The sequence below is a fragment of the Endozoicomonas arenosclerae genome (genome assembly GCF_001562015.1).
GTDB classification, from domain to species: domain Bacteria; phylum Pseudomonadota; class Gammaproteobacteria; order Pseudomonadales; family Endozoicomonadaceae; genus Endozoicomonas_A; species Endozoicomonas_A arenosclerae.
This window is the reverse complement of record NZ_LASA01000155.1, coordinates 1-20,750: the sequence shown is the minus strand read 5'-3', so window position 1 is coordinate 20,750 and position 20,750 is coordinate 1. Positions and strand designations below refer to the sequence as shown.

Annotated in this window: 15 protein-coding genes and 1 pseudogene; 3 read left to right on the top strand and 13 right to left on the bottom strand. The window is 48.5% G+C overall.

The features are described 5' to 3' along the window. Positions 1-153 precede the first annotated feature (153 nt). On the top strand, positions 154-975 hold the full coding sequence (gene ppsR / locus WG89_RS23495) for a posphoenolpyruvate synthetase regulatory kinase/phosphorylase PpsR (RefSeq protein WP_062270170.1): 822 nt from the start codon (positions 154-156) through the stop codon (positions 973-975). Between the two features lie 83 nt (positions 976-1,058). Here the strand turns inward: ppsR and WG89_RS23490 are convergent, their stop codons facing one another. The 11 genes from WG89_RS23490 to WG89_RS23445 form a co-directional block, all read right to left on the bottom strand. Next, positions 1,059-1,790, bottom strand: a complete 732-nt coding sequence (locus WG89_RS23490; protein WP_172806904.1) for a hypothetical protein — start codon at positions 1,788-1,790, stop codon at positions 1,059-1,061. 360 nt (positions 1,791-2,150) lie between these two features. Beyond that, positions 2,151-2,861, bottom strand: coding sequence for a hypothetical protein (locus WG89_RS30615; RefSeq protein ID WP_153301787.1), 711 nt, complete (start codon positions 2,859-2,861; stop codon positions 2,151-2,153). A 475-nt stretch (positions 2,862-3,336) separates the two neighbouring features. Continuing rightward, a complete protein-coding gene (locus WG89_RS23480; protein WP_062270139.1) occupies positions 3,337-4,650 on the bottom strand; it encodes an alpha/beta hydrolase family protein in 1,314 nt (437 codons plus the stop codon). A gap of 24 nt (positions 4,651-4,674) precedes the next feature. After that, positions 4,675-6,012, bottom strand: coding sequence for a phosphatidylinositol-specific phospholipase C domain-containing protein (locus WG89_RS23475; protein WP_062270138.1), 1,338 nt, complete (start codon positions 6,010-6,012; stop codon positions 4,675-4,677). A gap of 591 nt (positions 6,013-6,603) precedes the next feature. After that, positions 6,604-10,200, bottom strand: coding sequence for a hypothetical protein (locus WG89_RS23470; protein WP_153301786.1), 3,597 nt, complete (start codon positions 10,198-10,200; stop codon positions 6,604-6,606). A gap of 474 nt (positions 10,201-10,674) precedes the next feature. Then, positions 10,675-10,836, bottom strand: a complete 162-nt coding sequence (locus WG89_RS30610; protein ID WP_153301785.1) for a hypothetical protein — start codon at positions 10,834-10,836, stop codon at positions 10,675-10,677. Between the two features lie 220 nt (positions 10,837-11,056). After that, positions 11,057-12,235: a 2-methylaconitate cis-trans isomerase PrpF gene (gene prpF / locus WG89_RS23465; protein WP_062270136.1), complete on the bottom strand. Its 1,179-nt coding sequence runs from the start codon at positions 12,233-12,235 to the stop codon at positions 11,057-11,059. Between the two features lie 2 nt (positions 12,236-12,237). Then, a complete protein-coding gene (gene acnD, locus WG89_RS23460; protein WP_062270135.1) occupies positions 12,238-14,838 on the bottom strand; it encodes a Fe/S-dependent 2-methylisocitrate dehydratase AcnD in 2,601 nt (866 codons plus the stop codon). A gap of 115 nt (positions 14,839-14,953) precedes the next feature. Next, positions 14,954-16,081, bottom strand: coding sequence for a bifunctional 2-methylcitrate synthase/citrate synthase (gene prpC / locus WG89_RS23455; RefSeq protein WP_062270134.1), 1,128 nt, complete (start codon positions 16,079-16,081; stop codon positions 14,954-14,956). A 110-nt stretch (positions 16,082-16,191) separates the two neighbouring features. Continuing rightward, the gene (locus tag WG89_RS23450) at positions 16,192-17,031 is read right to left on the bottom strand and encodes an isocitrate lyase/PEP mutase family protein (RefSeq protein WP_062270169.1); all 840 of its coding nucleotides are present in this window, start codon (positions 17,029-17,031) and stop codon (positions 16,192-16,194) included. 54 nt (positions 17,032-17,085) lie between these two features. Beyond that, the gene (locus tag WG89_RS23445; protein WP_062270133.1) at positions 17,086-17,775 is read right to left on the bottom strand and encodes a GntR family transcriptional regulator; all 690 of its coding nucleotides are present in this window, start codon (positions 17,773-17,775) and stop codon (positions 17,086-17,088) included. A 257-nt stretch (positions 17,776-18,032) separates the two neighbouring features. On the opposite strand from WG89_RS23445, the gene pabB reads away from it, so the two are divergent. Then, positions 18,033-19,430, top strand: coding sequence for an aminodeoxychorismate synthase component I (gene pabB, locus WG89_RS23440; protein ID WP_245662967.1), 1,398 nt, complete (start codon positions 18,033-18,035; stop codon positions 19,428-19,430). 7 nt (positions 19,431-19,437) lie between these two features. Here the strand turns inward: pabB and thrH are convergent, their stop codons facing one another. Further along, positions 19,438-20,049 carry a bifunctional phosphoserine phosphatase/homoserine phosphotransferase ThrH gene (thrH, locus tag WG89_RS23435; RefSeq protein WP_062270132.1) on the bottom strand — a complete coding sequence of 204 codons (612 nt, stop codon included), beginning with the start codon at positions 20,047-20,049 and terminating at the stop codon, positions 19,438-19,440. Between the two features lie 181 nt (positions 20,050-20,230). On the opposite strand from thrH, the gene WG89_RS23430 reads away from it, so the two are divergent. After that, positions 20,231-20,512: a hypothetical protein gene (locus WG89_RS23430; protein WP_062270167.1), complete on the top strand. Its 282-nt coding sequence runs from the start codon at positions 20,231-20,233 to the stop codon at positions 20,510-20,512. Between the two features lie 31 nt (positions 20,513-20,543). Here WG89_RS23430 and cysB read toward each other — a convergent pair. After that, a pseudogene (gene cysB / locus WG89_RS31340) lies at positions 20,544-20,750 on the bottom strand (HTH-type transcriptional regulator CysB); the annotation flags it as partial.

The following is a 20,750-nucleotide window of genomic DNA, read 5'->3' as shown; positions in this document are numbered from 1 at the left end:
TTAGCTCTTTGCTGCTGATGAGCGCATGGCTATTTTTTGTAATACAGACAACCATCTGGTATACCGGAGCCAGTCCGGCCTATCGGTTCCGTGATTCGGTAGCCATACTATGTTAGATTTTGTTAGAAAATGAAATACCATGAAGGAAAAAAAGTGCAAAGAACGGTATTTTTCGTCTCAGACGGTACAGGAATCACTGCCGAGTCGTTCGGCCAAAGTCTTCTCGCGCAGTTTGAAGGCTATGAGTTTCAACATGTTACCTTCCCTTATATAGATTCCACTGTAAAAACCATTCAGCTGATAGAAAAGATTCACAACATTCACAAAGTTGAACAAATCCGCCCTGTCGTCTTCATGACCGTCCTCAATGAAGAAGTCAGCCACATGCTCCATGCCAGTGGCGCCTATATAATAGACCTGTTCCAGACATTCCTGCCGGGACTTGAGCATGAGTTTGGTCAACACCCGCTGTACAGAACAGGGAAAAAGCGCTCCACAACCCACAGCCACAGCTATCATAGACGCATCGAGGCGGTACAGTTCGCACTGGATAATGATGACGGTGCAAGAACAAGAAATTATGACAAGGCCGATATTATTCTGCTGGGGGCATCACGGAGTGGTAAAACCCCGTCCTGCATCTACCTGGGTCTTCAATTCGGCATATTTGCCGCCAACTACCCCATTACCGAAGAAGATCTGGATGAACCTCTAAAACTGCCAAAGCCATTACAACCCCATAGAGAAAAGCTCTTTGGCTTGACTATTCACCCGGGACGCCTTGCAGGTATCCGACACGAAAGACGCCCGAACTCTCGCTATTCATCCAGCCAGCAGTGTCAGTTTGAAGTGCATACCATCGAGCAGATCTACCGCAAGGAACGCATTCCTTACATCAACAGCACCGATTACTCTGTTGAAGAGATATCGACTCGTATTATGGATCTGGCACACCTGAAACGACGACTGAAGTAACAGATTAAATACTTCAATGGATTGACCGGGCAGGACTGCAATACTTCAGGAAGTCCCTGCAGTCTGCCATCATCCAAGCTTCTCTATCCCTTCTTTACAGAGATGAGCCACAGCTTGCCACAACCAAACCCTGAAGACATAAGTGCTCTCAACCTTTTCATAACATCAGGAAAAGAGTTGTAAGAATGATCATTAAGATCTGGCAGTGAGAGCACCTGCATATGCGAACTTTGCTGAACCAGAACATGGACATTCTCGACTTGCTCGGAATCAATAATAATAAAAGTATGATCCCCTCCCGAAGCCATCTGCTCTTCGAGATTTGCCACCAGGTTAGCAGCTGACAAAAACTGGTGCTGAATGGTTTGATAGGTCAGAAGCATTCTGATCAGATAGACCAGGTTCTTGATTAGAAGAGAGCCATCCCCCAAAGGACGAGTTTCCTGTATTCCAGACAGCTGGTTAAGAATCGATGAATGACTCCCATACTGTATGTACAGCAACCAGTAAATAACGATCTCAGACTGCATGAGTGGTACCACTAGCTGCTCATTCAGACAATGAATAACCTGAATAAAAGATGTCATATCACATACAGGTAGCAGTCTTCTTTCAAGTCTTCGTAAGACTGATTCGCTCACCCCCAGTCGCATCAGGGCACCTGCCGCTTTCCCAACTTGATCCAGAGCAATTCTCTGAGCAGAGTTTCTGGAATCAAATGCTCGTTGAGCAAGCCATTGAGGCCTGAACACCTGATCCCCTATCGCCAAACCATTCATTTCTATACCTGCCGGTATTCTTCCAGAACTATCCATAGCACAAGCCCCGGAAGAGCTAGCTTCCATTGAGCAACTGTATGGTAGCGAAGCACTTGGAGAAGGCTCTGGTGTTGCTGTAATCGTCTGTATTGTTGTGCCTGATGTATTACTTACCAGAGATGCTGTGCAACGTGTTGGCTTTATCTGCTGGGTTGACCGGTACGGTGTATCGGATGCATGACAAGTCACTGCAAAAACAAAACAGACACCCCAAAGGAAAAACTCTTGTAATGGTTTCATTGGATCCGATGAATGTAATCATAAAACCCAAACCAGAATAGACGAAGATTCATTCAACATCTGACCAATCAGTAAAATTTTTTAAAGCCCCAAGGACTGTTGAATCTTACCTACAACCTAACCCCTTCGTTTCAGGTAAATTCTTATCAATGTCACGGGTAACAATGGGTCATTGTCACTGACAAACCTTATTGACGCCCTGACAGTTTCCAGCTCTGACTCGGCACAATGATTATAAGTCACAGCGGGTAATAAAAGATGATAGACATGCTCGCCCGTCTGCAAAAAAATCGAAACCAGATTATGCGCATTGGAGAACGACAGAATGGATAACACATCGGTCGCACCGGCTGGAGCACTCTCAGACTGAACCACTTCATTAAAATGCAAGATCTGATCCGCCACTTGTGTCAAAACAATCGACTCTTCTTCAACAAGCAATACTTGCATCCCTGTGACACCCTGCATGGCTTCGAGTAAAGTCGTTTGTAATGAGTATCCTGCCGTAACGGGATTTGACTGAAATCGTCTGGTTTGATGGTCACTCCTGACATTGCCTTCGAGCCAGAGGAGAATTAAATCAGATAAATACACGGGCCTTCCAAGTGCAACAGATAGCTGACTGGCCCGATGTGCAAGTGCATTATTCCGATAAAGCAACCTTGGCATTTGGCAGCAAGGTACTGTTAGCCCTTCCAGTTCCCCCCCCGGCATGACAGGGTTACAGAACTCATCCATCAAAAAGGCCCCACCAAACAAACAGATACACCCCGGGATACAGGCCAGTGTCGGCATTAATCTTGGATAATGAGAAAACATGTACTCCATATCAAGCCAACGCTGCTCAGTAGTACAACAACGCCTTACAGGTTCAGAAATAGAATGCTGGAGCCCGGCTGGGCGAAAAACAGAATTATTGACTCGGGTACTGCTCACACCAGGCTGAACCGATATCACCTCTGGCTCATTGCTGACCTCTGGAGTAACAACAGGTCCAACTACATAAGCACTGAATTCTGACTGGGCAGATAAAACAGCTGTAAACGAAACAATTTCTACTAAACAGCTAGCAGGCTCTATCTGCTGGGTACTCGTAAACGAGACCGTTGTGGTTGCAGAAGCGGATTGAGACATAAAACAGATGAGATACAGCAATAAAAGCTGAAACAACTTTATACAAACCTGCAAAACAACATACACCTTGAGAGGTTTTTATTCTTGATCTACTGCGAAGCAGCACGGATCACTGAGCGCGGGTAAGTATAGCTATATATTTACTTACATTTATTTTTGGCAACGGCATTCAGTAACACCAGCTCTTCTCATTCCTTCGAACCCAGGCTTTCTTGAATTCTGCTGTCTGCTCTGAAGTCAGGCGTTGATAACGGGTGTTTTTAATGAACTCCCACCCTTGCCTCATGGAACGGTATGGCATGGTATGCCCCCGATTCTGCTGGCACACCATAACCTCGTGGAATCCACGCCACTCCAGATACCCCAGCAGGCTTTCACTGGTATCGGCAAACTCCACCAGTGGGACTTTATCTTCCCCCCGGGTTCCATAGGTGATGTAGGCTCTGTAATAGTTGTCAGGAGCTTGGCTGAAGAGCAAAGAAAACCAAGGCAATTGCCCACCCGAATAGCTGGCTATGGCGGCTATGTAGTTTGAACGCAGCCTGCCCATGGCAGCACTTTGAATACCTCCGGCACTGAAGCCCATGCTATAGATACGTTCTTCATCAATATCGTAGAGCTGTTCAGCACAAGCCGCGATTTGATCCGCCAAATAGTAATCGTTTTCCAGACCCGTCGTTGCCGGATTCATGATATACCAGGGTAAAGCGGCAGGCGCACCGGCATGAGGGGCAACGACGATCCCGCCTTCAGAGACTATTTCATCAATGACAGAGTGACCCAGAACACGGTAAATCTGTGACCAGTCTTCATTGGAACCGTGCCAGTAATAAACCAGAGGCCCTTTTTTCGCCTTGGCTTTTTCCGGATCAATGAAAATTCTTACATCACGCCAGTAGAGCCAGCCGTAGCGAACCGTATTGTCCTTATCATTAATAAAGTCGTAACAGCTCCAATAAGGCTCAGGCAAGATCGGGCCTGTATCATTATTTTGTGAGTTGATGGCTTGTAATGCCTGACTATCGGGATTCCACTGGTGCATATAGTTAGCCAGCAACTCCTCTGAAAGACGACCTGAAGAGCATTCCAACGAACGGGTCACACACCACTGGTTAAAATCTTCCAGAAACACTTCTCTGTGATTCAGAATTTTTCGTCCCCACTCAGTATCCCTGAATTTTTTCAATACCCGATCGAATAACATCTTCAGACGAATGTCGGCATCATTCTTATTGATGATTGTGACAAAGGCAGCCAGATCATGAACACTCAGGAGTTCAGGATTACATTCAGACTGCTCCATACACCAGGCCTCAATACCTGTAATCACCTGCTGACGATATTGCCCCAACTGCTTTGCCAGCTGACGGTCTTCCATATTTCCCAGCAGCTGATCAATTCGGAACTGTATTTTCTCCTGGGCAAAAACCGATGAAGCCAGACAGACGCCAGCCATCAATACACTCCGTATAAATCTGATCATTTATCCCTCCCTGGACAGGTTGCTTCAGAGGCCTAGCTGCCTGATGTTTTCCTTCATACAGGTGTTGTACAGATCACCGTCTTCCGGAAAATCCTGAAGAATAATGTTGGCCTTTCGGCCAGACAGAAGCGCTGCGTTATTAATGTATTGAAACTGTCCTGACGGGTACTTGATGGTAGCGATTAACTGCCTCAGGTTTTGCGGCCAGCCAGGCAATAGCATGGTTTTAAAATCACTCTCTGCCGGTGTCAGAATCAGCTGGGCAACATGAAACTGAGAGTTACTTCTTCGTCGAATCTCGTCTGCGACTTTATCCAGCAAAGGATAAGGCTTGTTCTGGTCGTGCCAGGGATTACTGAGAGCGCCCCATTTGGACCAGTTTGGAAACCCTCGACTCCAGAAACCAGAAACAAAAATCACCTGATAACCGTTATTCTGGAACTCACTAATGGGCGTTGATGGAGAAAGAGATGACGGCGCAAGACGACCGGAAAAGTTGGCATCCATAAGTGCAAACAATTCCTGCTCATCGGTCTGGGTCATACCATGGGAGTCATGGACATGAAAAATAACGATTTCACCGGGCCTCTCATCAAGAAAACGCTTCATATCCGCTACAACGGAAGCCATTGAAGCGCCCTCTAGACCGTGTGCCGTTACCAACTTGCCATTTATCTTCCTGGCACGAATATCAAGATAACGCGCCCCTGAAACCAGCTGGTTATAAACAGTCACTGACTGGGTGATTCCCCACCATTTCAATACTTCTTTCACAGGAAGGGATAAAAGCACACCGATCTTGTCAAAGATCTCTTTGATCGGTTCGTCCATATGTGGATCTTGGGCAGACAGTAATGAAATCGAATAACTGCCCGCATTATGGGTGCCCAACATACAGACCTGATTGAGAGGCGTGGATTTGTTGGTATAGAGATCCGTCATCCACCGCGAAGAATCTGGAATACCCTGAGTATCAGCGGGTCTTGCCACCAGATTGATACCATAATCTTCATCGTATCGTCCCGCTTGCTCCAGTCGGACATCAATGGCATTCAATAATGGCGTGGAGAATTTTTTCCTGCTATTCCAGCTTCCCCAATAGGATGCTTCATGAATAATCAGCTCTTCACCCTTTGCGATTGCTCGACACCAGCTACGCCCCCAACCCAGTTCATGTGGCTCACCGGACTCAGGAAAAACAACCCGACCATTTTTTTCAACGGTCAAACCAATACTGATGTAATTGACGACGGCGTAGAAAACACCGTAGAGGTTGTTTTCAACACAGAACTCGCCTCTTTGGGCAGCCTGACTCTTAGTGATGAAAACGCTTAGAAGAATTCCTGCAAGAACCCGTCTCATTTCCTGACCTGTTAACCGTTCAGCTGTCAGGGTTATCGGCCAACAATGGTGTATTTATACGAAACAGGGTGATAGATCGGGATAGGGCGTAGCCTCACAGCTACGCTCCTCCCACACCACGCAGCGCACGGGTCCGTACTACGCGGTTCGGTCAGTTAAGCAACCAATAACCTTATCAAACCTAATTCATCGAACCCGCTATTCGGCAGTGCCATATGCAGTGCAAGGCTCCATGCTCCCTGTAAAAGAGCCATATAAAAAGCAGAGCCTGCAGCTTCCCCTGTCAACGCTTAACCATTGCCATTACTGGCTACTGCCCATGACTCGGGGTTCCGGCGGTTTGCTAGACCTTACCGGATGAAGGGCTTTCACCTTCGAGAGTAAGCGACAGAAGAAAAGGAAATCTGATCGTTATTTTTAAATGGTGAGACCGCCCAGAAATGATCTTGGTCTCACTTTCTCTAGCTGGATTCATGATTCAAGACCTGACTCCTTCGTCTTCATGATTCAAGACCTGACTCCTTCGTCTTGAAGACGTTAGTGCCAGCAGCCACCAGCTTGGCTGGAAAGGGGCATCTTTTGGCCAGATTATTACAGTTCGGGAATTTTCCTGCCTTTATAGAAGCTCATGAGCTCGACGGTACCGTTACGAAAGAACTCTGTCATAAAGGTGCCTGTCTGTGACCCCTGTGGTATAACAACCCGACTGCCATCATCCGAGATATTGTCACCAGTTAGCTCTATCCAGGCTAACATCCCCACCGGAGTCATTGCTGAGAATCGGTGCTCATCAAGGCTCGCTTCCGGATCATAGGGAAACTCGACTTGAGCGGGCCGGGATGAATCAAAGAACAGGTGATGCCCAGGCTTACCGTTATTAATCAGCTGTGCGACAGGTAACAAACTGCAGGTTAATGACTCACTATCCGGATCAATAAAATATATAAACAGAGGCAAATAGCGCACGAAAAAACCTTCACGCTCTGGCTCTGGTGCGGGCGTTTCTGCCTTGGCGTATTTCAGGGCATAATCGTCCTTGCTACCTGGGACAACCCTGTCAGGGTTATAGAAGTTCAGATAGCAGTGCTTTGCCGCATCAAGGAATGGAATGTACCCGCAGATTCTCAATGTCTTAACCATCTGCTCAATACTACCGGCTTCTCGGCGATAATAACGATCAGCCATGGCATAGACTCTTATTAGCTGTTTGATGTAATGCCGTGGCAGAGTGTCGAATCGAGATAATTTCCTGAATCCCAGGCTCACCTTCTCTCCAGAATATTTAATGACCCTGGCCGTCTCCCGTGGAACTCTTTCGAAGCGGCCGTTACCATCCTGATCTTGTGTGACCCGCTGATACACTGGTATTTCCAGATCGGGATACCGGGAAAGTAGCTGATGTACAGCATAAGCCGTCGGTATGTTGTCGCTCAGGTCGTGACAGAGTTTAGAACCCTCAATCCCCAGTTGATCGCAGTCAACGCGCCATCTCTTGTTCAGGGAAGTTTCTGACAATGCGGAACTGGGAGCCACCAGACTGTTCTGGTCTACTACAGCGATATGATTATGATGTTCATCCACTGCCTGACTGACTGCCCCCGCCTGGTAATTAAAACCATCCTGGGTAAAGTCCCAGTGCTGAGTTTGCCGCCATCTCAAGCTGGGCGTTAGCACCTTCAGCTTCTCCATCCTGGTGATTCCGAGGTGTGACAGAGGGAGCCGAAGGCCATCTTTCTGCTGTCGCCTCGGATGCAAAAAGGTAAATGAGTGGCCCGTCTGGAGAACAGGTATCAGCTCCGGAATGCTCACCATGCTTTTTTTTCCGGTCACGGGCCAGCTGGGAATCATTATCCAGTTTTTTACTCTGGTCGGCGCCCGCATGGTTATATAACTGTCGTGTAATGCCCGAAAGCTCGGCTTGATATGCCATAGCTCGTTCTTTAACAGGTTGCCAGCTTTCTCATAGCAATGCAGGGCAGCCGTTGGCTGGTCAGGCATGCCACACAGCAGCATCAGCCATTGAAACGCATCAAGAATACGAAACTCTGAAGGTGCACTGGTTTCCGGAGCCATCAGGGACTCCTCCTGCTCCTCATAGCTCAACTGCTGATAAACCGATTTAATCGAGGGAGCCATGGTTTCAAGAAGGTGTTTTTTTTCATGGAGAGGCAGTTCTGAAAATCTCAGAATTTTTCCAAATGGAATAAAATTGAGCATATGGTTCTCACGGGTAAAATCCTCTCTGCGATAGCTATCCGTCAGTTTCCTGAACTCCTGCGTCTCGTGAAACTCCATCTTCTGAAATCTATAGCGGTGAATGGTCGGGCGCAATACCACCTCATCCAGGTCAAACAGCTCGTTGATTAATTCCTTCATAGGCCGATCAGTGAAATAGTTCAACAGCTGCTCCTGCTGACTGAGCCGACCCAGCGTCGCCAGAGGCGACGGGGCCGCCGATGCTTGCGAAGAGCGGGAAACCGGGTTGGCTTCTTCAGCCGGTTTCATGCTTTTCTTTGGCAATGTCGCTAACTGAGGGCGACGACTATCGCCAAATAACAAGTAGTGAGCCCCAGCAACAACTATCGGTATCATTGCCAACGCGGTCAGGGGCAAACCTATAAAGTAAAAACGGCTATAGCCGCTATGCTGAGAGACAGCCGTATCTCCCCCTTTCTCTGGGGAGTTTTTATCAGACTGAGGCAGCGCACGCCTCCCACGTTGCTGTCTGCCTCTGCTCCCACTTTCGTCTGGAGCATTGCCCCTTCCTTCATCAGGGTCCCCTTGTTCTGGCGTCTTATCGGGAGGAACAACAATCAGGGTATAACTGGTCGTGGTTAGGTGAATATTATTAATCGTATTAAAAACGAAATTGGTCGGGTGCACTGCCTGAGGATTATACTGCTGCCCTACAGTGGGCAGAGCCATTTCTCCAATCTGAGTGGCAGGTTCCGGGGCGGAAGCAGCTGGTTTATTATTCCGTTTCTTTTTCGCCTTTTTCGGCTTCTGTTCTTGCCATCCAGATTGCCCTGCATGGCCTCTGCCTGTGGCTGCAGGAGCTATATTCGGACCAGCAGCCGCCGGAGCAATATTTCCTGGAGGGAGACCCGCTACCTGAACCATAGGTTCTTGAATAGGAGCAAAAGCAAATCCGGTGATGCCTTCAACCCCACCTACAGATACGAGCAGGTAGTTGGCCACGCCCCCTGGATTGTTCTGGAAAAACTGACTGGCCGCATTATGGGCCAAAGCGAGCAGGTTCAGGTACATATCTTGAGTAACAGGGTGCGGGCAGAAAATGGTTCCCTGATAAACCACCACATGATGTTGGCTTAAATAGAATCGGATCTGCTCGTGAACGTGCGAAGGGATATTTGGAATACTCTGTGCGCTCTGAGTATCTGGGGCTGAGAAAACACCTGCCGCATTTCCCACAGAGGGAAAAGACATGCCCGGCGGAGGAATCATATGGGCTTCCCAGTGAAACTGCATGGTATTAGCTTCAAGAACATGCACCCAGACGTACTGAGGTGAACTAAACTGAGGATTCAAGGCCAACTGCTGGAAATATTCAGTGGAAATGAGCCATTGAAGTTCTGGTGTGAATGGAAGAGAAGGGGGAACATTGATAAAGCCGTTGTACACAACAACCAGCCTCTGGTTATTCAGATGTTGTACGAACGCTCTGGCATTGCCCCTCCTTATTTTACTAGGATCACCTACCGGAAGTGTTGGCGGTATGGGTTCCATCTGGGTTGGGGCCGCAAGAGGAAAGCCAATCCCTGCTCCAGGTCCAGGTGCTGCTTCCGGGGTTGCCTCAAGAGGTTGGGGCGGCGGAGAAGCAGCCGCCGCTGCACCCATTAAAGGCCATTGTTCCGTATTCGCTGTATCTGGGGGTGGCTGGGGAGGTTCAGCAGTAAGCAGTGGATAACTATTCAATGGCTGCAGATGCATGTTAGGAGAAGAGTTCACTATAAAGATCATCGGGTTCACAGGCGCATGATTCGGCATACTCGCCAGTATCCAACCAGGTATCTCTGCAGCGTCGGCGATATTCCGATAAAAAATAGCATCCCCGAAGGCCACCAGATGACCTTTTTCGTAATGATATTTTACTTCTTTGGAAGTCATCCCATCGGAAAGGTCTTCGTCAATATCCCCTATCTTCCACACAATTGAAAAGGCGTTCATGCTAACACTCAGTAGAAGCAGGGCAGAAACCCAATTAAGCTTCTTCCAGATAGAGTCAAGCAGGAACAACACAGGATTTCTCATGCAGCTGGCTCAATGTTTATTAGTGAACGCCTGTACTTTCCTGTACTTAAAGGCACTGATAACAGGCATCTAAGCCTAGGACAGTTTCACTATTATCGCGATGTATAATCTTGAGCAACAGTCTGCTCCAATTCTCTCCGGATAGTCTGGCCAGAAATGGTGTCGACATAATTCAGCTCAACCATGCGATCCGCCAAGAGCTTTAATGTCCAGTGGGAGTTACCTTCCGGAGGTTCGGAGCAGGTGAGTGCAACAAGTTGCGCTTGCTCATCCCTGAAGCTTTCTAGGTCGGGCTATACCATTGCGCTTACTATTTACAGCTATTTCCAAGCCTTCAAGCACACAACGCTTTCGATTTCTTTGTACTGTTTTCGTTGTAACACCACAGGCTCAAATGGTCTGCAGTTCTGTAAGTTTTGGCCCATTCTCGTCCAAAGCTAAAATGATTTGAGCATGAATGCGTTTATGTTTTGCGATTTTGGTTTGGTGAATGATGTCCTTGAGCTGTTGTTGCTCATCAGAGGACAAAAGAATGCGATAGCGGGCTGGCATGAGTAAAGTCCTGAACAATGTCAGGGAAGAATGCCAGAGTCAAAAATTCCGGTATTGATATAAGATAAGTAAATTGTTTTTCAGTACTAGTCCTTCGCCCTCATCTGGCTGGACAGGGGACTTTCACCCCCAAGCTGTGCAACATGCTCGGCACACATTGAAGCAAGACTGCAGGAAACCCCTGCAGTCTTTGGGATGGAAAGAGAAAATCAAAAGGTAATTAGAAAGAATCTCCGGGTACTCTAACCCAGCCTTCCATAAGCACACGGGCACTGCGGCTCATAATGGCTTTTTTGGCAGCCCACTCACCGTTTACTAACTCAGCTTCTGCGCCAACACGCAGCGTGCCAGAAGGATGGCCAAAGCGAACGGCATTACGCTCACCGCCACCGGTAGCAAGGTTCACCAGGGTTCCGGGAATGGCAGCCGCAGTACCAATGGCAACTGCAGCAGTTCCCATCATGGCGTGGTGCAGTTTGCCCATAGACAGGGCACGAACCAGAAGATCAATATCTTCAGTCGTCACCTGCTTACCACTGGATGAAACATAATCCGTGGGTTTGGCTACAAACGCGACCTTCGGGGTATGCTGACGCTTAGCGGCTTCATCAATATGATCAATCAGCCCCATACGAACAGCACCGTGAGCACGGATGGTTTCAAACTTGGCCAGAGCGGCTTCGTCACTATTGATAGATTCTTGCAGTTCAGTGCCGGTATAGCCAATTTCTTCAGCGTTCAGGAAGATGGTTGGAATACCGGCATTGATCATCGTAGCATTCAATGTTCCAACACCTGGAACTTCCAGATCATCCACCAGATTCCCGGTTGGGAACATGGCACCGTCACCATCGGCAGGATCCATAAACTCAACCTGGACTTCTGCAGCCGGGAAGGTCACACCATCCAGCTCAAAGTCGCCGGTTTCCTGTACTTCACCATTAGTGATCGGTACATGAGCTACGATGGTCTTTTTGATATTGGCCTGCCAGATACGAACCACTGAAATACCATTCTCAGGCACACGACTGGCATCTACGAGACCTTTACTGATCGCGAAAGCACCCACAGCAGCGGTCAGGTTGCCACAGTTACCGCTCCAGTCCACAAAAGGCTTATCAATGGAAACCTGGCCAAACAGGTAATCCACATCGTGATCAGGTTGGCTGCTTTTGGACAGGATAACCGTTTTACTGGTACTGGAGGTTGCCCCACCCATGCCATCGGTCTGTTTGCCATAAGGATCAGGACTGCCAATCACACGCAACAACAGGTTGTCCCGGGCTTCGCCCGGAACCTGTGCGCGCTCAGGGAGATCTTCCAGAGAGAAGAAAACACCTTTACTGGTACCGCCACGAAGATAGGTAGCAGGCACCTTGATCTGAGGCACATGAGACATTCTTATTTGCCCTCCAGGAAGTCCTTGGCAAAGCGTTGCAGTACACCACCGGCAGCATACACAGAAATTTCTTCTGCGGTATCCAGACGACAAGTTACTGGCACTTCCAGAGTCTCGCCATTGGCACGGTGAATCAGCAGTGCCAGAGTAGCTCTGGGTGTACGTTCACCGATAACGTCATAGGTTTCAGTACCGTCCAGACCCAAAGTCTTACGGGTAGTACCTTCCTTGAACTCAAGAGGCAGAACCCCCATACCGACCAGGTTGGTACGGTGAATACGCTCAAAACCTTCAGCCACAATGGCTTCAACACCGGCCAGGCGAACACCTTTTGCCGCCCAGTCACGGGACGAACCCTGACCATAATCCGCACCGGCCACGATGATCAGCGGCTGCTTGCGATTCATGTAGGTTTCAATCGCTTCCCACATGCGGGTTTCTTTACCTTCAGGCTCGATACGGGCCATGGATCCCTGCTTCACTTCACCCTTCTCATCCAGACACATTTCGTTCAGCAGTTTAGGGTTCGCAAAGGTCGCACGCTGAGCAGTCAGGTGGTCACCACGGTGAGTAGCGTATGAGTTGAAGTCCTCTTCAGGCAGACCCATTTTCGCCAGATATTCACCAGCGGCACTGCTGGCCAGAATCGCGTTGGAAGGTGACAGGTGATCAGTAGTAATGTTGTCACCCAGAACCGCCAGCGGACGCATGCCTTTCAGGGTACGCTCACCGGCCAGGGCACCTTCCCAGTAAGGAGGACGACGGATATAGGTACTTTGTGGACGCCAGTCGTACAGAGGACTTTCGGCTTCTGTCGCTTTACCCAGATCAAACATCGGAATATAAACTTCGTTGAACTGCTCAGGTTTCACGCTGGATGCAACAATAGCGTCGATTTCTTCGTCACTTGGCCAGATGTCTTTCAGGGTGATGGCATTGCCATCCTTGTCAGTACCCAGAACATCTTTTTCGATATCAAATCGCATGGTACCGGCAATGGCATAAGCGACAACCAGAGGCGGTGACGCCAGGAATGCCTGCTTGGCGTATGGGTGAATACGACCGTCAAAGTTACGGTTACCGGATAGTACTGCTGTAGAGTACAGATCACGCTCGATCAATTCTTTCTGGATTTCAGGGTCCAGGGCACCACTCATACCGTTACAGGTGGTGCAGGCATAACCTACGATACCAAAACCCAGTTTTTCCAGCTCAGGCAGCAGCCCGGACTCTTCCAGATACAGCTTTGCAACTTTGGAGCCAGGGGCAAAGGAAGACTTAACCCAAGGCTTGCGAACCAGACCCAGTTCATTGGCTTTACGGGCAACAAGACCTGCAGCCACTACGTTGCGCGGGTTACTGGTGTTGGTGCAACTGGTGATGGCCGCAATAATAACGGCTCCGTCTGGCATCAGGCCTTCTTTCTCTTCAGCCTGGGCTTTATCCAGATCAACAGCTATGCCACGCTCAGCCAGATCTGAAGTAGGCAGACGACGATGTGGGTTAGATGGGCCTGCCATGTTGCGAACAACAGAAGACAGATCAAATTTAAGAACACGCTCGTATTCAGCGTTCTTCAAATCATCTGCCCAGAGACCGGTCAGCTTGGCGTAGTTTTCTACCAGCTCAACCTGCTCAGGCTCACGACCGGTCAGCTTCAGATAATCAATGGTTTGTTCGTCGATATAGAACATACCTGCTGAAGCACCAAATTCTGGTGTCATGTTTGAGATGGTGGCTCGATCACCAATGGTCAGGTCTTTTGCACCTTCACCAAAGAATTCCAGATAGGAGGAAACTACACGCTCTTTACGCAGGAACTCAGTGATGGCCAGAACAATATCTGTGGCGGTGATACCTGGCTGACGCTTGCCTACCAGTTCAACACCAATAATGTCTGGCAGACGCATCATGGAAGGACGACCCAGCATAACCGTTTCAGCTTCCAGACCACCGACACCGATGGCGATAACACCCAAAGCGTCTACATGGGGAGTGTGACTGTCGGTACCGACACAGGTATCCGGATAAGCCACGCCATCACGAGCCTGAATCACCGGAGACATTTTCTCCAGGTTGATCTGGTGCATGATGCCGTTACCGGCAGGGATTACATCAACGTTTTTAAAAGCGGTTTTGGTCCACTCAATAAAGTGGAAACGGTCTTCGTTACGACGATCTTCAATAGCACGGTTCTTTTCGAAAGCTTCTTCATCAAAGCCTCCATGTTCTACCGCCAGGGAATGGTCAACAATCAACTGGGTAGGTACTACCGGATTGACTTCAGAAGGATCTCCGCCCTGCTCCGCAATCGCATCACGCAGACCCGCGAGGTCAACCAGGGCAGTTTGTCCGAGAATGTCATGACACACTACACGGGCAGGATACCAGGGAAAATCGAGATCACGCTTGCGGCCAATGATCTGCTTCAGGGAATCCGTCAGAGTCTCAGGATCACAACGACGAACGAGTTGTTCCGCCAGGACACGGGAAGTGTATGGCAGAGTGGCATAGGCACCAGGCTGGATGGCTTCGACGGCTGCACGAGTGTCGAAATAATCCAGCTGGGTGCCCGGTAAAGGTTTGCGATGTGCAGTGTTCATAACTTCAGGAACTCATCGAAAAGTATTAACAAGACAGTCAGCCAGGGCCAACTGTCTCTTTTTTATTCTTATAGATAGTCTGATCAAGCGATTCTGCCCGATCAGACGTCAAGCTTTATGGACGATCTTCGATCGCTACCCACTCAGCCGTTTCTGGACCGGTATAATCGGCAGAAGGACGGATAATACGGTTGTTCGCACGCTGCTCCATAACGTGAGCAGTCCAGCCAGATACACGTGAGCAAACAAAGATCGGTGTAAACAGTTTGGTAGGAATACCCATGAAGTTATAGGCAGAAGCGTGGAAGAAGTCAGCGTTACAGAACAGCTTCTTTTCACGCCACATAACGGCTTCAACACGCTCGGAAACAGCGTACAGGTATTCATCACCGACCTGATCAGACAGTTTCTTGGACCACTCTTTGATAATGGCATTACGTGGGTCGGACTCACGATAGATGGCATGACCGAAGCCCATGATCTTATCTTTACGAGCCAGCATACCCATGATGTTTTCTTCCGCTTCATCGGTAGAGCGCCAGTTCTCGATCATTTCCATAGCGGCTTCGTTGGCACCACCATGCAGAGGACCACGCAGGGAACCGATAGCACCGGTTACACAGCTGTGGATGTCTGACAGTGTGGAAGCACAAACACGGCCGGTAAAGGTAGAAGCATTGAATTCATGCTCAGCATACAGAATCAGGGAAGCATGCATTACCTGAACATGCAGAGGCTCAGGTTTCTTGTCATGCAGAGTCCACAGGAACTGTTCGGCAATGGAGTCTGCATCTGTCTCAACATTGACTCGAGTACCATTGTGACTGAAGTTGTACCAGTAGTTGATCATGCCCGGGAAGATGGCCAGCAGACGATCGATATGATCCAGCTGTTCTGAGAAATCACCTTCAGTTTCCAGATTACCCAGCATGGAGCAACCGGTACGCATCACGTCCATTGGGTGAGCGTCTGCAGGGATCTGTTCCAACACTACTTTCAGGGCATCCGGCAGTGAACGCATACCTTTCAAGCGGGTTTTATAAGCGTCAAGCTCAGCCTGATTTGGCAGCTTGCCGTAAAGCAGCAGATAGGCGACTTCTTCAAACTGGGCCTTGTCAGCCAGTTCCTTGATGTCATAGCCACGATAAGTCAGGCCAGAACCGGTTTTACCTACGGTACACAGTGCGGTTTCACCAGCAGACTGACCACGCAGGCCAGCACCACCTAATTTTTTCTCTGCCATGATAGTTCTCCGTTCTTCTTATTGAATGAGTTTGTCAGGTAGATGATAAAACTCATTGTGGTGATTAAATGTTTTTCATTCGCTATGGGCATTAACTGCTTCCAATGCAGTTAAGGATTCAAAAACTCTTTGGTCTTAACCAGCAGCTCACGCTCCTGGAATGTCATCATGCCGTCAGCGATGGCTCCGCTGTTACCGTCACGCTTGATCACGTCCAACACTTCACGCATAGCCGTTACCGCTGCACGCTGAAGATCAGAAGGAATGATGATCAGCTGATAGCCCATGGCTTTCAGATCGTCTGTAGGCACCAGAGGCGTCTTGCCACTGTAGAACATATTGATCAGTTTCGGGCCCGGGGCCTGCTTGGCAATCTCTTCAATCTGTTCAATCGTTTGAGGCGCTTCAACGAACAGCATGTCAGCTCCAGCTTCAACATAAGCCTTTGCACGCTCGATCGCATCGTCAAAACCGGTTACAGCGATCGCATCAGTTCTGGCGATCACGGTGACATTGCCTGCGTATTTGGCCGCAACAGACACTTTCTTGCACATTTCTTCTGTAGAGACCAGAGACTTACCGTCCAGGTGACCGCAACGCTTTGGAAACTCCTGATCTTCCAGATGGAAGCCACAAACACCGGCACTTCTGAACAGTTCAACCGTACGCTTAACGTTCACCTCGTTACCAAAACCTGTGTCAGCATCGGCAATAACAGGCAGTGACGTGGCTTCACAAATTTGACGAACTCGATCCACCACTTCCGTCAGAGTGAGCAGGCCGATATCGGGTACACCGGTACTGCGGGCAATCGCACCACCACTGCCGTACAGAGCGGAAAAGCCAGCTTCTTCACCCAGACGAGCGGAGATACCATCGTATACACCCGGAGCAGTAACAATACCTTCTTTGGCAATCAGTCGATTAAGGGCGTTGTCTTTATCGCTCATATCACTTCCTCTCTTCTTATCATGGGTCATGAGCCTGTCATTGATGCCGCAGGCTCAGGACTGTTTATCGGGGTCGATAAATTGTTCGATCTCTCTTCTCGCCCTGGCTATATGACGGCGCATCAACATCTCTGCCAGCTCGCCATCGCGGTCCTTTAGGGCTTTAAAAATCATTTGATGTTCAATCAACGCTTCTTCGGGTCGCGCACGGCGCCCGGACGTTTTTCTGTACATTTGGATCAGGTGATACAGTTCATCACAGAGCGAACGTATCAACCTCTGATTGCAGGACCCCTTGATCACCCGGTAGTGGAAGTCCAGGTCACCTTCCTGATCAAAATAGGCCTGACCCTCATGATCCTGGATGTAACGGGCATGGGTATTGAGTAAAGACTCCAGTTCGTGCAACTGTTGGTCGGTCATATGAGTAGCCGCCAGTTTTGCAGCCATGCCTTCCAGCGCTTCCCGAACGGCAAACATTTCAGATAATTCAGTCTGGGTCAGGGTAACGACACGAGCACCGACATGAGGAGCCCTTACCACCAGCCCAGCCCCTTCAAGTTTGAGAATGGCCTCTCGGAGTGGACCTCGCCCTACTCCGTACTGTCGGGACAGCTCAGGCTCAGAGATTCGTGACCCCTGGGGTAACTTCCCTGAAATAATGTCTCCAATAAGAAGACCTGCTACTTCCTGAGCTTGTGTTCCGACACGATGGGTATCGTTGTTTACATTCGTTTCTGTCATAAAGATTGTTTACAATCTTATTATTTGAGGCCTTTTATACCTCAAACACATCAATAATTACAAATTATTGTTAACAATTCAGGTTTTCGCAATGTTTAAGCACCCAGATTATGGTCTCTCCTCTCATTCAGATACCCAACTTAGTTGGAGCAACCTGTTCACAATCTCGCTGAGAGCGCGTTAAAACCTCTGAAAAGCCCATAGCACCCATGCCACTCTATAGGTAGAATGCGCGTCTGATGTGACCCGGGATTTTTATGCCTTTTATGAACGAGCTATTCATCGTTGAACTGGACTACCTTGCCGATTCCAGCCCCTATTTTGAACCTTTTAGCGAGCAACCCTGGGCATGCTATCTGGACAGCTGTTCTTCTTCCCTGAAAAAAGAACAACACAGTCGTTTTGATATTATTACTGCCATCCCCTGGGCGGTTGTCACTGTCGATGATCAGAGTGTTATAAAAGTTACCAATCAAGTCACAGGGGAAACACAGGTTATATCAGAGCAGTCTCCTTTCAATGTTCTGGATGAACTTCTCTCGACCATGACCCCCGTAGATGAGCCAGACCTTCCTTTTACGGGCGGAGCCCTGGGTTTCTGGGGTTATGAATTATGCAGCCTGATTGAACCGGAAAGAATTCAACCTCGCTCTCTGGAAACACCCTTGATGAGCGTAGGCCTGTATCACTGGGCCATTATTTCTGACCACCACCTGAACAAAACTCTATTTGTCAGCCATCCTGATATGCCTGCAGAAAACAGGGAGCAGGTACTGGATCAAATCAGAAGCAAAACTGACTCACTGGGAGCAAGGTTTCAGCTGCAAGAAAAGTTTTCTGCCACCATCAGCGAAGATGAATACAAGAGCGCTTTTGACAAAGTGCAACAATACATTCTGGCCGGTGACACCTATGAGGTAAATCTGACCCAGGAATTCACCAGTCGCTATAACGGTGATTGCTGGCAAGCTTACAAGCATTTGAGAACAGTAAGCCCTGCACCCTACTCGGCTTATCTTTCCCATCCCGACGTAAAAATTCTGAGTCATTCTCCGGAACGGTTCATAAAGGTCACCGAACGTAAAGTTGAAACGCACCCAATCAAAGGGACTCGCCCCAGAGGCAAAACGCCTGCTGAAGATCTTGCCCAAGCAGAAGAACTGCTTTCGAGCGAGAAAGACCGTTCTGAAAATCTGATGATTGTTGATCTGCTACGGAATGATCTCGGTAAAGTCTGCAAGGCCGGTAGCATCAGTGTTCCCAGATTGTTTGAACTGGAAAGCTACGCCAACGTCCATCACCTGGTTAGTACAGTAACGGGTGAACTGAGCCCTGAACACAGTGTACTGGAATTAATGGAAGGTGCTTTTCCGGGCGGCTCGATTACAGGCGCCCCAAAAATCAGATCTATGGAAATCATCAGAGAACTGGAAGCTTCGGCCCGGAATGTCTATTGCGGTGCCATTGGTTACATCAGCTGCAATGACAAGATGGATTCAAGCATCACCATTCGAACACTGATTGCACAGAACCACAAACTGCATTGCTGGGGAGGCGGCGCCATTGTTGCCGATTCTGACTGTCACCAGGAATACCAGGAATCCATTACCAAGGTAAAAAACCTGATGACAGCGCTTGAAACTTTCTGCGAGTGATCAGCCGCTACTGATTATAAGTACTGGCTTTCAGGAAAGCGTCATACAACTCATCGTATTCATTCAATGCAGAGTACTGGGGAAATTCCCTGATCACATTGTCCGGCGCATGGAACAGAAAACCTGCGTCGGCTTCTTCCAGCATGGTGGTATCATTGTATGAGTCACCTGCCGCCATCACATGATAATTCAAAGCCTTTAATGCTTTCACAGACTGCCTTTTAGGATCCTTCTGCCTGAGCTTGTATCCAGCCACCATCCTCTGATCGTCTATTTCCAGCTTGTGGCAGAAAATAGTAGGACGATTTAACTGAGCCATTAATGGATCTGCAAATTCGTAAAAAGTATCGGACAATATTATGAGTTGAAAACGTTCTCGAAGGCGGGCAACAAAGTCAGCAGCACCAGGTAGAGGAGACAGAGTAGCAATCACTTCCTGGATTTCTTTCAGACCCAGATTATGCTTTTTAAGCACATCAAGGCGCATGGTCATCAGTTCATCATAATCAGAGATATCCCGGGTGGTAGCCCTGAGCTCTTTTATCCCGGTATGCTCAGCAAATTCGATCCAGATTTCAGGAATCAGCACCCCTTCCAGATCCAGACATACAACATCCATCGTATTTTCTCCCCCCTGAGCAGAGCGAACTTATTATTAGAGCCCGGAAATATAGCATAAACACCTATAAATATATGAAGTTATTATCAATAGGAATATCAACAGCTGCTAAAATCTGTCAGGACAAAATACAACGTGTTGAATGACAGCAACCGGAATTTATAGCCAGTGGAGCTTCCTGATGAAAATCACAATGGTCAAAAAAATAATGGCAGACGGCAGCCTTTGTAAAAAGTGCAGTGAAGTACAGGAACGACTGGAAAGCTCAGGCCACATTGATCGAATCGACCAGGTGTTGATTGCTAAAGAAGGTGAAGCTGGCAGCGAAGGTGCTTTATTGGCAGATTTCTATCAGGTGGATAAAGCCCCGTTCTTCGTCGTGGAAGAAGAAGGCAAGGAACCCAGGGTTTATACCATTTACTTCAAACTGGTTAAGGAAGTACTGGACCGGCAGGCGGCTTAAAACCCCTGCCATGACCCATTAATGGAAGCTATCAGTGATCTGGTAGCTGCACACCAGAAAACAGCTCATCAACTTCTGCTTTATTGTGCCTGGAGATAGCTTCCTGAACGACATCTTTCGTTAAGTGGGGAGCAAACTGCTGAATAAAGTCATACATAAAGCCCCTCAGGAATGTCCCTCTGCGGAACCCAATCTTGGTGACACTGGGCTCGAACAAATGATCGGCACTCAGTGGTAC

What these genes read in the sequence shown, in the direction of transcription:
- prpF (WP_062270136.1), bottom strand. Translation starts at nt 12,235, where the DNA reads ATGTCTCATGTGCCTCAGATCAAGGTGCCTGCTACCTATCTTCGTGGC.
- pabB (WP_245662967.1), top strand. Translation starts at nt 18,033, where the DNA reads ATGCCTTTTATGAACGAGCTATTCATCGTTGAACTGGACTACCTTGCC.
- WG89_RS23475 (WP_062270138.1), bottom strand. Translation starts at nt 6,012, where the DNA reads ATGAGACGGGTTCTTGCAGGAATTCTTCTAAGCGTTTTCATCACTAAG.
- WG89_RS23490 (WP_172806904.1), bottom strand. Translation starts at nt 1,790, where the DNA reads ATGGATAGTTCTGGAAGAATACCGGCAGGTATAGAAATGAATGGTTTG.
- WG89_RS23445 (WP_062270133.1), bottom strand. Translation starts at nt 17,775, where the DNA reads ATGACAGAAACGAATGTAAACAACGATACCCATCGTGTCGGAACACAA.
- acnD (WP_062270135.1), bottom strand. Translation starts at nt 14,838, where the DNA reads ATGAACACTGCACATCGCAAACCTTTACCGGGCACCCAGCTGGATTAT.
- prpC (WP_062270134.1), bottom strand. Translation starts at nt 16,081, where the DNA reads ATGGCAGAGAAAAAATTAGGTGGTGCTGGCCTGCGTGGTCAGTCTGCT.
- WG89_RS23450 (WP_062270169.1), bottom strand. Translation starts at nt 17,031, where the DNA reads ATGAGCGATAAAGACAACGCCCTTAATCGACTGATTGCCAAAGAAGGT.
- WG89_RS30610 (WP_153301785.1), bottom strand. Translation starts at nt 10,836, where the DNA reads ATGCCAGCCCGCTATCGCATTCTTTTGTCCTCTGATGAGCAACAACAG.
- WG89_RS23480 (WP_062270139.1), bottom strand. Translation starts at nt 4,650, where the DNA reads ATGATCAGATTTATACGGAGTGTATTGATGGCTGGCGTCTGTCTGGCT.
- WG89_RS23430 (WP_062270167.1), top strand. Translation starts at nt 20,231, where the DNA reads ATGAAAATCACAATGGTCAAAAAAATAATGGCAGACGGCAGCCTTTGT.
- thrH (WP_062270132.1), bottom strand. Translation starts at nt 20,049, where the DNA reads ATGGATGTTGTATGTCTGGATCTGGAAGGGGTGCTGATTCCTGAAATC.
- WG89_RS23470 (WP_153301786.1), bottom strand. Translation starts at nt 10,200, where the DNA reads ATGAACGCCTTTTCAATTGTGTGGAAGATAGGGGATATTGACGAAGAC.
- WG89_RS30615 (WP_153301787.1), bottom strand. Translation starts at nt 2,861, where the DNA reads ATGGAGTACATGTTTTCTCATTATCCAAGATTAATGCCGACACTGGCC.